General features: G+C 54.5%; 10 protein-coding genes and 1 tRNA gene. 4 read left to right on the top strand and 7 right to left on the bottom strand.

Going from position 1 to position 14173, the window contains the following annotated elements; all coding sequences use genetic code 11:
• Positions 1 to 185 precede the first annotated feature (185 nt).
• Positions 186 to 3449, top strand: a complete 3264-nt coding sequence (locus tag HUI96_RS17560) for a bifunctional glycosyltransferase/CDP-glycerol:glycerophosphate glycerophosphotransferase (RefSeq protein ID WP_188255981.1) — start codon at positions 186 to 188, stop codon at positions 3447 to 3449.
• A 441-nt stretch (positions 3450 to 3890) separates the two neighbouring features.
• Here HUI96_RS17560 and HUI96_RS17555 read toward each other — a convergent pair whose 3' ends face one another.
• Both HUI96_RS17555 and HUI96_RS17550 read right to left on the bottom strand, forming a co-directional pair.
• Positions 3891 to 5141, bottom strand: coding sequence for a hypothetical protein (locus tag HUI96_RS17555; RefSeq protein ID WP_188255980.1), 1251 nt, complete (start codon positions 5139 to 5141; stop codon positions 3891 to 3893).
• Positions 5142 to 5368: 227 nt separating this feature from the next.
• The gene (locus HUI96_RS17550; protein ID WP_188255979.1) at positions 5369 to 6535 is read right to left on the bottom strand and encodes a CDP-glycerol glycerophosphotransferase family protein; all 1167 of its coding nucleotides are present in this window, start codon (positions 6533 to 6535) and stop codon (positions 5369 to 5371) included.
• A 605-nt stretch (positions 6536 to 7140) separates the two neighbouring features.
• On the opposite strand from HUI96_RS17550, the gene HUI96_RS17545 reads away from it, so the two are divergent.
• Positions 7141 to 7938, top strand: coding sequence for a S1/P1 nuclease (locus HUI96_RS17545; RefSeq protein WP_337918434.1), 798 nt, complete (start codon positions 7141 to 7143; stop codon positions 7936 to 7938).
• On the opposite strand, the gene HUI96_RS17540 is transcribed toward HUI96_RS17545, so the two are convergent.
• Positions 7909 to 8532 carry a recombinase family protein gene (locus HUI96_RS17540; RefSeq protein WP_337918433.1) on the bottom strand — a complete coding sequence of 208 codons (624 nt, stop codon included), beginning with the start codon at positions 8530 to 8532 and terminating at the stop codon, positions 7909 to 7911. The two genes, HUI96_RS17545 and HUI96_RS17540, sit on opposite strands and share 30 nt — an antisense overlap.
• Positions 8533 to 9031: 499 nt before the next feature.
• Between HUI96_RS17540 and HUI96_RS29100 the strand changes: the two genes are divergently transcribed.
• Entirely contained in the window at positions 9032 to 9367 is a 336-nt protein-coding gene (locus HUI96_RS29100; RefSeq protein WP_210320213.1) for a hypothetical protein, read from the top strand.
• A gap of 29 nt (positions 9368 to 9396) precedes the next feature.
• Here HUI96_RS29100 and HUI96_RS17535 read toward each other — a convergent pair whose 3' ends face one another.
• From HUI96_RS17535 to cpdR, 4 genes are all read right to left on the bottom strand, one after another.
• Positions 9397 to 10953 (bottom strand): hypothetical protein, encoded by a 1557-nt coding sequence (locus HUI96_RS17535; RefSeq protein ID WP_188255977.1) that lies wholly within the window; start codon positions 10951 to 10953, stop codon positions 9397 to 9399.
• A 214-nt stretch (positions 10954 to 11167) separates the two neighbouring features.
• Positions 11168 to 12001 (bottom strand): tyrosine-type recombinase/integrase, encoded by an 834-nt coding sequence (locus tag HUI96_RS17530; RefSeq protein ID WP_337918432.1) that lies wholly within the window; start codon positions 11999 to 12001, stop codon positions 11168 to 11170.
• Positions 12002 to 12264: 263 nt separating this feature from the next.
• Positions 12265 to 12339 (bottom strand) — tRNA-Val (locus HUI96_RS17525).
• A 188-nt stretch (positions 12340 to 12527) separates the two neighbouring features.
• On the bottom strand, positions 12528 to 12890 hold the full coding sequence (gene cpdR / locus HUI96_RS17520) for a cell cycle two-component system response regulator CpdR (protein WP_188255975.1): 363 nt from the start codon (positions 12888 to 12890) through the stop codon (positions 12528 to 12530).
• Positions 12891 to 13079: 189 nt separating this feature from the next.
• Between cpdR and HUI96_RS17515 the strand changes: the two genes are divergently transcribed.
• A complete protein-coding gene (locus HUI96_RS17515) occupies positions 13080 to 13970 on the top strand; it encodes an N-formylglutamate amidohydrolase (protein ID WP_188255974.1) in 891 nt (296 codons plus the stop codon).
• Positions 13971 to 14173: the final 203 nt, after the last annotated feature.

Genomic DNA, 14173 nt, shown 5'->3' with positions numbered 1-14173 from the left:
AATAGCTATGCAGCCCGTTCGATCTAGTGTCGCAGTGGCTTGACCGGGCCGCTGACTGCCGGCCCAGCCTCTCGGGGTTGTCCGGATCGCGCGTGTCGATTGCAGCTGAGGACGGAGGGGATCGTAGCGCACCCAGCAGTCTGACCCTGCCTGCGCTATAACGCCTGACTAATGTGAGCATCAGAATGAACTCGGACACTTCAGGATCGGCGAGAGTCGTTTCACCGCTTCTTAGCGTGGTTATTCCGTTTCACAATGTTGCGCAGTTGCTGCCAGATAGCGTTAGCAGCGTTCTCAACCAGCGATACAAGAACCTGGACGTCATTCTAGTGAATGACGGGTCTACGGACGGCTCTCTAGCTGTAGCTGAACAGTTTGCCGCTAAGGATGACAGGATACGTATCGTTACCATAGACAATTCTGGACCTGGGCGGGCGAGAAACGTTGGCACTGACCTCGCCAAGGGAGAGTTCATTGCCTATGTCGATTCAGACGACGTTATAACTGGCGATGCCCATCACCTGTTGATGGATAGTTTGCTAATTAGCGGCTCCGACTTTGCAACAGGTGGCGTTCGCCGCTGGAGGAATGGACAACTCCAGCAGTCAACTATCCACGACCGAGCGATACGGGCCACTGTACAGTCAACAACCATCCATCTTTCCCCCCAATTGATCTATGACATCACCTTCTGGAACAAAGTCTTTAGAACCTCGTTCATCCGGGAGGAAGTTGGCCGCTTCCCAGAGGGGATGCTTTACGAAGACATACAGCCAATCAACCGCGCGTACCTTCGAGCGCGGTCGGTGGACGTGATTGCGGATGTTATATACTATTGGCGGGTAAGAAACGATAACTCGTCTATCACACAAAGTCGCGAACAAATCAGTACTTTGCAAGACAGATGTCGAGCGATCTTGTCGACGAGGTCGGAGTATGAAGAAAACGCGAATTACAGAACTCTTCTAAATGATTTTGACGTAAAGACGCTTACGATAGATTTCCCAATCTATTTGCGCGTGTGCGCGAAACTAAGCGCCGAATACAGGGACGTCCTCTTCAGTGAGCTGAAAAAGGTTCTGACGTCAGTCAACCAAGAACTGGTATTCCCAAGGCTTCCGGTTGTCTGGCGTAGCGTTTACCATCTGTTATTGGAAGATAGGAGGGAATCTGTTGAGCGAGTTCTATCGATAAGCTCTAATCCCGAAACGTTGTTGCAGACGAAACAGGTCGGTGGCCGCTTCTATGCGACCCTACCGCTTAGCGCGAGTGGAGAGGAGACAACCGGGCCTCTATTTGATGCTACGGAATCGCTGCGGAAGGTGATCCGGAAGACCGGGCACTGGACGCTACCTGAAGGCGGCATCTTTAGTTTTAGCGCGCATATAGACCGCGTAAATCTCTCGAATCCCAGTTCGTGTGAGATTAGGGTATGGGCGAATGTCAGAGATGGAGACATCAGGGTCCCCATTGAAGTTACTAGGGTGTTTCGGAAGGAGCTAGTAGCCAAGTCTCCCTTTGCCCACGATTATAGTTGGGGCGGGTTTCAGTTTAGAATCGACTTTCGCTCTCTAAATTCATTTGTTGGCGGAAAAGATTGTATATTTGACCTGCACTTTTCAATGACGATCGGCGAGTACACCTGGACGGATCGGCTTCCGTTCAAATATCGTCCGACTGCTCTTCGCGCGTTCTTGCGGAGATTGATGTCACCCAAGGGACGTTTCTATAGCACTGCGGATCAGAAACTAGCGGTAGCAATTCAGAACCAAAGTCTTGGTAAAACCGTACGGCAGGCTGTGCGGCAGAGCGCAAACTGGTTTCAGTCGGTTGGTAGATCGCCGAAGAAGGATGTGCCCACCGATGTCTCGCCCCGGAAATTTGGGATCACCTCCGATCAAGATGGTAATGGAGTCACTTCGCGTGAGATACGGATTGAGGAGATCAGGTTCTTAGGCACTAGCTTACGTGCCAAGTTTCGGACTTCCGTCGATGGCGCGCGACTGTCGATGACGCCGAAGGAGGGGGGACAAGAGTTCCTCTTTGATGTTGAAAAACAAGCCGAGTGTCTCGTCGCGCATTTGGATTTAACGAGTGTAGAGCGCGCGCCCGGCGTCGTCGCGCCGTTGCCCACTGGAGAATATCTGATCTGCGCGTTCGATCAGGCCGGATCTACTCTCCGGTGCTCAATTGCATCAACGGAGAAACTCCAGTTGAAGAAGGGGGAGCTCTCGTTCGAACTGGTTCAGACGCAAGAGGGGATGCGCCTGAAGGTCAGAGCAGCACTCCCACCTCATGAGAGTGGAAAGGACAATCAGGCTCGCCTTGAGCATGCGGTCTACGGCAGTACTAGAAGCCAGCCAGTTCGACCGTTAATCCTGTTCGATTCTTGGGGCGGGAAGCGGATTGATGATCATCCGAAGGCAATCCACGATGCTCTCGCCGGCATGACTTCCGGATACGAGCTAGTGTTCGTGGCGCGGGATGCAACCGTTCCGGTACCCGTCAACGTCAACACTGTGCGCAAGTTTAGCACAGCCTTCTACGCCGCGCTGGGTGAGGCCGCTGCGCTGGTGATAAACAATGACCTCCCGCGGCAATTTAAACGGAGAGAAGGGCAGATTGTGCTGCAAACATGGCACGGCACCCCCCTCAAGAAAATTGGCTTTGATATCTCGGAGGTCCAATTCTTCAACAAGAATTATCTGGCCGAATTGCCAGCGCAAGTTGCTAACTGGGATGCTCTTCTAAGCCCGAGTGACTATGTTAGCCAACTCTTTCGCAGTGCGTTTCGCTTTGGCGGCGAGTTTGTTGAGGTGGGGTCGCCGCGTATTGACATGCTCAGTCGGCCTGACGCGGTACTGGAGCGCGCGCGACTTCGTCGTCTATTCAGTATACCAGATCAATCCACCGTAGCCTTATACGCACCGACGTGGCGGGACAATCAATACTCAACTTCAGGGAAGTACCGCTTCGATCAAGCCCTGGACTTGGAGCATCTCTGTGAAAAGCATCCGCATTGCTATTTCCTCGTTCGCCGCCATCATCAAATCAGTGTGCCGTTGATTACGTCAAATAACCCTCGCCTCATTGAGGTGAGCTATTATCCGAATATCACGGATCTGTACGCTATGAGTGATCTATTGATTACAGATTACTCCTCAACGATGGTCGACTTTTCGGTGACGCGAAAGCCAATGATCTGCTATGCGCCCGACATCGACGAATATCGTGATAACCTGCGCGGGTTTTATATCGACTTCGAGAACGAGATTCCTTGTCCGATAGCGCGCACGAAAGAGGAAGTCAGCGCGATTTTGGAGGACATAAGCGCCAGTATGCAGGCCTACAGCGAACGATACGCCCACTGGATTCGGCGCTATGTTGTTAACGAGGATGGTAATGCCTCCCGGCGGGCCGCGGAGTGGCTGCTCGACAGATTACAATGATTGCAAAAGCGCGCCTGGCAGTTCTGGAGCGAAGGATCTGCGTCAGAGCTTTACCTAGGCCTGCTGTATCCGCTGGTTTTCTCTGCACCCAGGCATTCTCCGCGATGCAGGGTGCTGACCGCCGGATGCGGGAGGAACGTTTGAACGAGAGCCTGTTCTTCGACCACGATCGAGCCCGCACCGCCATCGCCACTAAGCTTTGATCGAGCGGCGAGGCGTTTTGTTACCGGAGGCCGCAGTTGGGCAACAGGGGGAGACGCGAAGCCCGCATTGAGCACAGTGTCGGAGCCGGTTGCGGTGAGGACCTCGGCGAGGCGTTGGGTCTGATAGGCGAGCGAGGGGTGATCGCAGCGTCGCAATCGTCGACCCAAAGTGGCAAGTTGCTGGTAGCCACGCACCTTCGAGGGACGGAACTCAGCATGCTCCATGCTGAAAGTGCACTTAGAGGATATCGAGGTAGTCCTTGACGCTCCAATTGTGGCTGAAAAAGGGATCGGGGATATGCCAATCCTTTCCGTAAACGATCTCCAAGTATCTGAGAGCGTTAGCTGGAACGAGGCAGTCGACTCCGAGAAGCGATGCCTTAACCGAAGGGAATACATCGCTAACGGCTAAGCTTTTCCGTTTCTGGGGAAGCCAGGACACTCGGCCCTCCTCGCAAAGACCGACGAATATATCAACCTTCTTGGCCCCCCGCGAAATAATAAGCTGGCGATGGCTTACTGATCTCGAGGGGGCGACCTTGTTGAGTTCATAGCCATTTCGCGCAGCGAAATCCTCTATTATCGCCAGTCCTTGCGAAATTGTAGGTACTTCTTCGCGATCGAATGCGAGAATAATGTCCAAATCATCGTCGTGAGGGATTAAGTCCCGGTCTCGAACAAGAGAGAGCACTGATCCGAACCCTAGGCAAACCTTATCTGACACCTGTTTCGAAAGGCCCTCGATAAAGGTGTTTGCTGAATTAATGTACGTAACTTTCTCAGCAGTAGACCAGAATCTGAAGGAACGGCGCACACCGTGATGGTTCCATTCCAGATCCATACTCCCGAGCACACGCTCGTTGAAAATATCACGGATGGCAATGACAGCCTCACGGGGCAGTTTGAAGTCTTTCATGAGTTGATATGAGCGCTGGTGGTAATTGTTCGCCATGGCAGCAACAATTTCAGCAATGGCCAGCATCTCTGCCCGAAGGGGAGTGCCTAGCGCAGCCGATTTCCCTAGAGCACGTATGAATTTGGTTCGCTCGATAGCGCGGGCCTTTGAATTGTAGAGTACTTGCCACTCGGTGCCGTCAGATGACGCGGCCGCGACGAAATCCGGGGTCTTTGCCCCTGAAAACATGGCCTTCTCGATCACTAAGTGGGAGAGCTTGATCGCGGAGCCAACATCCAGGGATGCAGTCGACATCTCGTTAAAAAGTTCAAGGTTGGTAGCGTGGAGTGACGGATTCCAAGGCTGTGTCGAAACCCGGTCACTCTTACCACTCTCACCCTTTGAGAACACCGAGACATGCCCAGCATCCAAGCGGGGGAGCCCTGGCACTCCGATGCGCAAGAATCTGATTTCTGGATCGTCAAAACTCAAGGTGACAGGTGTGTTGGGCTCCTTAAAAGCCGTCAAATCAGAAAACGCTAACTGAGAGGCCGAAAGCATTCCCTCGACTGCCAATCGATAAGTTTCAGACATACAACCCTCGTGACTATTCACAAGCGCTGAACTGAACAACAGCGCCGGCTTACTAAGCGGCTTTAAGGGAACGTGCCATCGTGGGCAAGGCCCGCGACCAAACAGGTCTAAGTGGGACAGCGTTCAGTGCGATATACGACAAGGGACCCTGCAGAGCAGATCGTGTTGCCCACATTGAGAGGGATTCGGGTCGCAAAGGGTGGCACCCGGACACATAGCGATGACGACTACAGGCCCCTGATCCGAAAGGGGAGAGTTATGGATCTGGAGCGTAGGTCGCGAAGCTTTGCCTTCAGTTCCCTTCGGGTTTGCCTAAGCGCCCGCTGGGCGGCTAGGCGCTCTCGGACTTCGTTGCGCACGTAAATTTGGTATTCTGGCCGATCGCGACGTTCACTGGATATTTCAGTCAGTGCAGTGATAAACCTTTCTGTAGCGTGGCCCGTGTAGAATAGCTCTGACCGGACGCGGTCGCTCCTCGCAAGTAGGTGCATCGGATCATCGAAAGCTTCTTGAAGCCTCGCGGAACTCAGATCGGTGGGAGAAGCGATCCTGAGTCCTAATTCTTCTCGCCGACCGACTTCTAGGCTTCCCTTTTCCGTCTTGTTTCCTACCAGACAGTCTGTCGGCATATCGAGTAGGATGGTGGGTACGCGGCAGAGGACTGCGTCGAAAATGGCCCCGCTATAGTCTGACACCAGGGCGTCACATACCGACATCAACGAGAACAGGTCGTCTTCTCGTCCACAGCGGATCACGTCATCGGGAAGTCGCAATTGATCACCGACATTGTGGTGGATCTTGACGATCAGCGTGAAATCTGTGCGTAGCGTTAAGAGGGAATCCAAGTAACGATCTGAACTGCTCAACTCTCCCCAAGTGGGCGCATAAAGCAGGATCGGCTTTCCCCGATCCAGTGCTGACTTATGTCGTTGCACGGCATCCGCACGCCACTCCTCATCCCGCCAGTCATCAAAGCGATGACAGCCGATCACGTCGACAGGGCAGAAACGGGATATGTGCTGCGCCGCGACGTCTCCATACACAAGCGTTAAATCCGCAAGGGATCGCCATGCTCCATAATTGTGAGCTGATTTCGCGTAGCCGTACTGCACCATCACGATCTTGGCGTCGTTGATCAGATCGATGCCATGGAACGGCGTCTGACAGACGATCACATCGAAACGTCGGTCCAGATCCTCCATCATTTCCTTGTTGGCGATCAAGATTTCAAAACTGGAGGCATGCAGTAGGTCATGCGGAAACATCTCCAGGTTAGAGCCGCGATCCTCCAGAACAAAAACGGAACCGGGCAGCGCGCGGATGAGCCTTAGAAAATGTAGTAGCTGAAACGGATTCCATCCTATGAAGGCAACTCTCTCCGCGGCAACAGACACTGGATCACTCGCATTCAGCCATGGGAATTCAATGCGCTACAACAAAGCCTGGGCACACCGCAAGCTCGAGATCGAGCTGCGAGAGCAAAGCCGAGCGAAGACCTACGTTCCTGCCCGATCTACCTTTCTAAGATTTCAGCGAGCGAGTGAACTGCTACAATGGGTTAGGACTGCAGGGGGCTGCGGTTCTAGCGAGAGCTGGAAGGAGCCGAGTGTCATCGTAACGTAATGAACGGCACCCATAAGACGACTCGGTTCTTCGGAGAGTTCTCTATGAAATGCAAACGCGCTGTGATCTCCAACGTGTTGTCGGACTACATCCCATTCGCGACAGAAGCTTCTCTAGAAGAGATCAGCACCAGGATACTGCAACAGCTGGAGCAATTGCCGTCGAGCGCGGAAGTGCGGACCCTCCGGCGTGATGGATCTGAGACTCACACTCGGCAGCCTAGCGGGATGAAGTAGTAGACATGGCAGATGCCGTCCTTGACGAAAGTCTCCGGCATGCCCTCATGGAACCAACACACCTCCGGAATAGGCTGAACTGGTGAACGTCTTACAAATCTGGACTGTTCCTTGGAGCCATTCCGCATAGGACCGAAAATATGTTGTTTTTCTGTAGGTGCCTTCTTGTTGTCGGGGCGCTCTGGACAATGAATTGTCACGCTCTGGCATGGGGCACAATTGGCCACCAGGTTGTCGGGGCAATTGCAGAGAGACATCTCACGTCAGCGGCACGGGAGAGGATAGCTGCAATCCTCGCCACGGAAGGCAAGAAGTCCCTTGTTCAAGTGGCGAATTGGGCGGACCATGTGAGGCGTTTGACTATACCCGTACAACCGTCCCATGTTGTCCTGATGCCGTTCGGCGCTAAAGAGTACGTTCCCGACAGGGATTGTCCCGAGAAACAATGCGTAGTGGCGGCTATCGGCGCTAATATCCGGGCGCTGTCAGACCCAAAATTACCAGATCCAGCCAAGATGGTCGCCCTGAAGTATCTGGTCCATTTCGTGGGCGATATCCATCAGCCCCTTCATACTATCCGGGCAAGTCGTCTCCACAAGGCTTGGGATACCGACATCATCCGACAGCAAAATGCAAAATGGAAAAGGCTTGCTGGTCGAGTGGATGCGGAAGAAAGCGATCCCAGAGAGCGGGCCTCGATCGCGGATTGGGCTTGGGAAAGCCATCAGCTCGCCAAGGAAATCGTACGCGATGCAAAGCACCTGCGCCGGGAGGATGGGAGCTACGCCTTAAATGTGGTCTACTACCAAGCGAATTGGCCGATCGTTGAACGGAGATTGAAGGCTGCAGGAATGCGGCTGGCCTGGGCCCTGAATGATATCTTTGCGCCGAGTGAGGAAGCGAGCACGTCAGAGTCGACAGAAGCCCTTACCGAATGAAGGTGTATTTTCGCTCCCGGCTTTGATGATCGTGTAAACGCTACCGACGGAAATATTATGTCGTTTTGCGATTTTGCGAATCGAGTGGCCTTGGCTGCGCTCAGCCAGAATGGTCGGTCTGTCTACCCGTAGTCTGGGGCGTCCCAGCTTCTGCCCACTCCCCACGGCTCTAGCAATCCCGGCACGAACCCTCTCGCAGATCATGGATCGTTCGAACTCTGCGAACACGCCACACATCTGAAATAAGGCTTTTCCCGACGGCGTAGTTGTATCAACGGCCTGCTGGTGAAGATACAAATCGACGCCATTCGCCTGCATCTCCTCCAGTGTTTGGACCAAACCTGCAAGGCTCCTACCGAGGCGGGACACATCCCAGCTCATGAGCACATCGTATCTCGCCCTCACAGCATCTTTCAGGGCCTGGTCGAACTGTGGACGCCTATCTCTACCGTGTGAACCGCTAATACCCTCGTCTTCGTAAATGGCGGTAATCGGCCATCCCTTCGCTGCCGCAACACGCTCCAGTTCAATGCGCTGGTTCTCGGTAGTCTGATCTCTGGTGCTCACCCGCAGGTACAATGCTGCTCGCTTCACTCTTCCCTCCTGTTCACCAAACATCTGTTTATTGAACACTGTTTTGCCGTGCTGAGTAAGCCTGATTTTTCGAGGGAATTTCTTGCCGTTGTCGCCGGGGTTTTTTGAACACCCGGAGGTCTTCTCACGACTAATACGAGAAGGTGTACAGAGAGGCCCGCCAGAAAGGTTTACTCTAGCGGCGTCAGTGCAGACGGTCGGCAATGCTCAGCATCACGCGGAGTGTGGAGAGTGGCTGATCCGGGGGGGGGGCGGGCGAGTGCCAGGTGGGGGCGTATTGGTACGCGTATATGCCCATCACGTAAAAGATGGAAATCTCGGTGTAAACCATCGAATTCATCCTGCAAGTTACTATAATTTAGGATGATTAAAATTGCAATTTTACTTGAAATGTGGTATAATATCTTATCTACCAAGTATTGCTGGTAGAACACATGTAGGAGGATATTGTAGAAAGGAATTTTATGATCAAAGTGAATTGTGAATATAGGGTGGCGAGATGACGGCTCACCCCAAGATGATTACGTTTACCGTAGATGATCCGAAATCGCTTCTCGCCAAGCTCTATGGGTCAAGGAAGGCCATCCGGGAAGAGGGGGAGAGCTATCCCTTCAAGATCGTAGACCTGAATGAAAGGTGGCGGGTGATCCTGTGCAAGGATGGCATACAATGGATACTGCAAAAGAGAGGTGGGTTGGACAAGGGTGAGGCTAGGTGGCGAGGGATGGCTTACTACCGCACCAAGGCAGGTCTATTGAATAGAATCCGGCGAGAGGGGGTTGAGTTGACGTCGGACGCAATGGCGGTGCTGGCAGCTTTACCTGAGAGGTTGTAGGCTTCAATGTCGTGGTTCGCCGTAACCGCTCATATACGAATGCGGTGCTCTCGTACCCATCGCTCTCCCTTCTGTCGAATGAAGGCTCTGCGTCGCTCTAGATAGTAGCGGTAGTCTGGGCCTTCTTCGACTTCCGAAACGTATTCCTCGAGATCCTTGACGCCAAGATCGTGCAGAAGCTGTGCGTTCTCCGGCAGATTCTCTTCATGCCAGGTGGTGTCGGCGTCGATCTCGATGGCTTGGCCCTCCAGCCTGCGATAAGCGTCTGACATCACCTGCTTCAGCCTGTCCTGTCTCCCATCCTCCACGATAAAGCTATCGTGAACCGGAAGGGCTAATGTGCCCTCTGCCATCAGTGTGAGCATCACCTCCTCTGCAATGTCTGCGTCCCGTCGCTGAAGCTCAATACCCACGCCGGTGTTGAAATAGCGGTCAATGGGGGTGTGCTTCTCCTTGATTGCACTCTGAAGGTCCCGCCACGACACTCGCGGCGGAAGCATGTCTTTGCGAGGTGCCTTGATGCGACCCTCGGCGTTGATAATCTTGAGGGTGGTCAACTTGATAAGCTTCCTGAACTCAGGAGGTACGCCGTCGATCGAATACGCATCACCCTCCAGCTTCAGGCCTTCTCGGGCATAGAGCATCGCGATCTGCAGGTTGGAGTAGTCCAGTTCAGCAGTCGGATAGCCGTTGATGGTGATGAATCTACGGTACCGGCTTGGGATCTCTTGCCACCAGCCTCCATAGAACCGCCCTCCATTGCCGAACGTGCTGTTATTGAAAACACGGTAGAGTTGACTTCTGCCGAGAAGGTCGAGGTCCTTCCGAGATCCGCTACGCTCTCCAAAGGCATCCTGCTCCTCGTCTGTCCCTTGGCTCAGAGCCTTAGATTCCCGGTCGGGAATGAGCAGATCGATCCAGTGATCCTCTGCTATGAACCTGTTGAGCGCAACGAGATTGGCATTCATCCTGCCCGTTTCGTGTGTCGGATTGAATGAGAGTGATCCTCCCTGTGGGTCTCTGAGTTGTAAGAGGGGAGGGGTATGAATAGAAAATAGTTGTGAGAGTTCAGGGGAGTTTGGATTATTCTCTAAAGTGTTCCCAGTAATACGGTTGTTATTATCTTCTCGTAGGGCCCATCGATCAATCTCTTCGATGAGACGTCTCGTAGCCCTTACTCTTGTCCTAAATCCCTTTCCTTGTTCTTGAATAAAGTTGCCAGCCCTTCGTTCTAAATAACCGTGACCTCCTTCACGTGCCAAATAGTCTATTACATTCCTAGTCTGTCTTATATTCATTCTAAACGGGTTGTGTGGAGAGATCTTATAGTCTTTGTTTCGAAGCCCGATGACTACATAACGATCTGGATCTAATTGATGTGCGCGGTATGCATTCCCGAGAACGAGCGCCAGGCTGTTCTTGATGGCTTCCCTTAGATCTCTTCTGTTTCCTAGACCATGATGCCTTATGACATCTTCCGCTAGCTGATCCAGGTAAGGTCCGAACAAGGGTTCACCCAGCCTAAAGTTCAGGCGAAGGTGCTTGCTATGCATTATGTCGTGACGACGGGGAGGGGTGTAGGGCATCTGAATACGTTCGAATAGGGTCGCAATAACTCTTTACGCCCGGACCAACCCTCCGAAGGCGTCTCAATCAAAAATCAATAAGCGAGCCTTCAGCCCTCGGACTTAAAAAAGGCTGACCGATTGCACTCGCATTGTAGAACCTTCGGTAGATGGTGAGGCTCGAAGGATTCTGCAAGCGGATGTCAGCACAAGGGTCACTTAGGTTCCTCCCGCCTTATGAAGAGCTCGCTGAGAGCTTCTCGGCAATCTCGCGTACCCTCATATGAGTGTAGCGGAAGAGCGCTCGGGGATCTTTGTGTCCGCTCACGAGTGCCACTTCAGGGATGCTGAGGCCCTTTTCAAAAAACCTGCTGACCGCCTCATGCCTGAGATCATGGAAGTGCAGGTCCTCAAGCCCCGCTCGCTTCCGCATTCGTTCCCACGCCAGCCTTACTGCGTTGCCGGTCAACGCTGGGAATATCCGTGTGTCGGTGACAGGCAGCGTTCCGAACACTTCGAGCGCCTTTGGTGAAAGCGGCACAAAGCGGCTTTCTCCGTTTTTGGTCATCGGAAGAAAAGCTGTTCGACTCCTAAAATCGATGTTCTCCCATTCGAGCCCAATGAGTTCTCCCCGCCTCATCCCGGTTTCGAGGGCAAGAAGTATCATTGGCAGAATGAAGGGGTTTCTCGTCTGCTTGGCTGCTCTGATCAGCACGTCCAACTCCTCCGCCCCGATCCTTCGTTGCCGCCTCCCGCCCGTACTTCCAAGTTTCAGTTTCGCGAGAGGGTTCCCCCGTAGCGGAAGGTTCCATTCGTGGCGAGCGACTTCAAACATCGCCCTCAAAGGGGAGATCTGTCGGCTCAGGGAGTTCGCTGAGATAGATACAAGACGCCTGTCCCGATAGGCTGCGAAATCCGCTTTGGTGACCGTAGAGAGCTTCCGCTTGCACAGTGGATCGCGAAGGAAGGCGTTCAGGATGTACGTCTCGACCTGACAGCTCTTCTTCGTGGGCAAAATCTCATCTCTGTATCGGGTGACGAGTTGCCCCAGCGTGATCCTGTCGAGCACCTTGGGTGATAAAGGTAGGTCGCATCTGTCAGCTTGACCGTCCCAGTGCCGAGCCCACTCCAATGCACTCTTACGGTCTCGAAATGATCGAGATTTTGGAGGAAATCCCTGCCGGCGAATCTGGACCTGCCACCTGGTCCCCCGCTTGCGTACCGTAGCCATCGTCATCCCTTTGTTGTGACCAAGGTGTGACAGCCGGCAATTCAGACGTTTTCCGTACTCGGGTACGAAGCAGAAAATCGAGCAATATCAGGGAGGTCGGATGGTGGGCGTGACAGGGATTGAACCTGTGACCCCTACGATGTCAACGTAGTGCTCTCCCGCTGAGCTACACGCCCATCCGAATGGCGCGCATACACCACTTTTGCTGCGAGGCGTCAATAGCGTTACGGCTGACCTCAGGGAATTCGCCGATGCACTTTGTACGGGAAGCAGTCATGGGGGTGTTCGCCACGCATTTGCCCCCGGAGAGCGGCTGGGGCTGCCCGTCAGCAGCGTGGCTCTATGTCCTCAGCCCCTGCGGCGCTCAGGCCGCCTGCAGCATCTTCTCGACCTCGTTGACGAGTTCGCGCAGATGGAACGGCTTGGACAGGATCTTGGCGTCCCGGGGCGCCTTAGAATCAGGATTGAGCGCAACGGCGGCAAAGCCGGTGATGAACATTACCTTGAGGTCCGGGTCGATTTCGGTGGCGCGGCGCGCAAGCTCGATCCCGTCCATCTCCGGCATGACGATGTCGGTCAGGAGCAGCGAGAACGGCTCCTCGCGCAGCCGTTCGTAGGCGCTCGCGCCGTTGTCGAAATCGCTCACGTCGTAGCCTGCGCGTTCCAAAGCCTTGACCAGGAAGCGACGCATGTCGTCGTCGTCCTCTGCCAAAAGAATGCGAGTCATTTTTCCCCGTCCGAATCAGTATTGCAGGGCCGCGGCACGCGGCCCGTTAACCAAGCTTGTATATGAATCGGGCGGCGTAAAGATCAAGTGAATGCGCCTTCTCGGTCACGGGCTGGATGCTGGACAGGCCCGGCGCTAGATGGCAGGTTTCGGGGAATGCAGCAGGCGGTTCGCGGTGGGCATAATCAGATGACGGCGGCCGGTGACTTCACGTCGGTAGGGGCGTTCGAGATCCGGTCGGCGGCCGAACAGCGGGTCCCGTTTGTATTCAACTCGCCGCATAGCGGTCGCCACTATCCGAGGCGCTTTCTGGAGATGACCAAGCTCGACGCGATGGTCATCCGCCGCTCCGAGGACAGCTATGTAGACGAACTCTTCGCGGGGGCTGTGGCGCTGGGCGCGCCCTTGCTCGCCGCGAATTTTCCGCGGGCGTATCTCGACGTGAACCGCGAGCCCTGGGAACTTGACCCGCGCATGTTCCAGGAGACGCTGCCTCCCTTCGCCAACATCCGCTCGGCCCGCGTGGCCGGCGGTCTCGGCACCATTCCCAAGCTGGTCGGAGAGGGGCTCGACATCTATCCGTCGCGTCTGCCGCTCGGCGAAGCGGTCAGCCGCATCGAGGCCGTCTACAAGCCCTACCACGAGACGCTGATGCGCATGGTGACGCGCACGCACGCCCGCTTCGGCTATGCCGTGCTCGTCGATTGCCACTCCATGCCGGCGAGCATCCGCATTGGCGATACGGGGGTTCGGCCGGATTTCATCGTGGGCGACCGGTTCGGCGCGTCCGCCTCGGCTGCTGTCGTCGAAGCCGTCATCTCGCTCCTGTCGTCGCTCGGCTATACCGTCGCGCACAACAAGCCCTATGCGGGCGGATTCATCACGGAACATTACGGCCGGCCTGCGCGCGGGCTGCATGCGATCCAGATCGAGGTCAATCGCGGCCTTTACGTGAACGAGCGTACGCTGCAGAAGACGGCCGGGTTCGATTCGCTGGCCGACGATCTGACGCGCTTCTGCGCCGATCTGGTGTCGCTACCGGACCACGTGTTCACTGGCCTGCCGCTCGCCGCCGAATGAATTTTCGCATCGGCAGATGGAGCATCGAGCCCAAAAAAAACCGCGCTGCTCGCACAACGCGGTGGAAGTCTAGGGAGGAAACGCCCAAGGAGGGCATGAACAGGAACCCCTGTTCGAGTTGAGGATATTGTGCATCGCACAAATGTCAAGCGAATCTGGTTCAATTCCTCACAATCGATGAGATCTGCCTGTTAAACAGGCGA

It is taken from the genome of Pseudaminobacter soli (ex Zhang et al. 2022) (genome assembly GCF_014595955.1).
Taxonomy (GTDB): domain Bacteria; phylum Pseudomonadota; class Alphaproteobacteria; order Rhizobiales; family Rhizobiaceae; genus Kumtagia; species Kumtagia pseudosoli.
The sequence above is the reverse complement of the archived record's forward strand: the minus strand, read 5'-3'. Positions and strand labels throughout refer to the sequence as shown.

What these genes read in the sequence shown, in the direction of transcription:
- HUI96_RS17535 (WP_188255977.1), bottom strand. Translation starts at nt 10,953, where the DNA reads ATGCCCTACACCCCTCCCCGTCGTCACGACATAATGCATAGCAAGCAC.
- HUI96_RS17515 (WP_188255974.1), top strand. Translation starts at nt 13,080, where the DNA reads ATGACGGCGGCCGGTGACTTCACGTCGGTAGGGGCGTTCGAGATCCGG.
- HUI96_RS17555 (WP_188255980.1), bottom strand. Translation starts at nt 5,141, where the DNA reads ATGTCTGAAACTTATCGATTGGCAGTCGAGGGAATGCTTTCGGCCTCT.
- HUI96_RS17560 (WP_188255981.1), top strand. Translation starts at nt 186, where the DNA reads ATGAACTCGGACACTTCAGGATCGGCGAGAGTCGTTTCACCGCTTCTT.
- HUI96_RS29100 (WP_210320213.1), top strand. Translation starts at nt 9,032, where the DNA reads ATGACGGCTCACCCCAAGATGATTACGTTTACCGTAGATGATCCGAAA.
- cpdR (WP_188255975.1), bottom strand. Translation starts at nt 12,890, where the DNA reads ATGACTCGCATTCTTTTGGCAGAGGACGACGACGACATGCGTCGCTTC.
- HUI96_RS17545 (WP_337918434.1), top strand. Translation starts at nt 7,141, where the DNA reads ATGTTGTTTTTCTGTAGGTGCCTTCTTGTTGTCGGGGCGCTCTGGACA.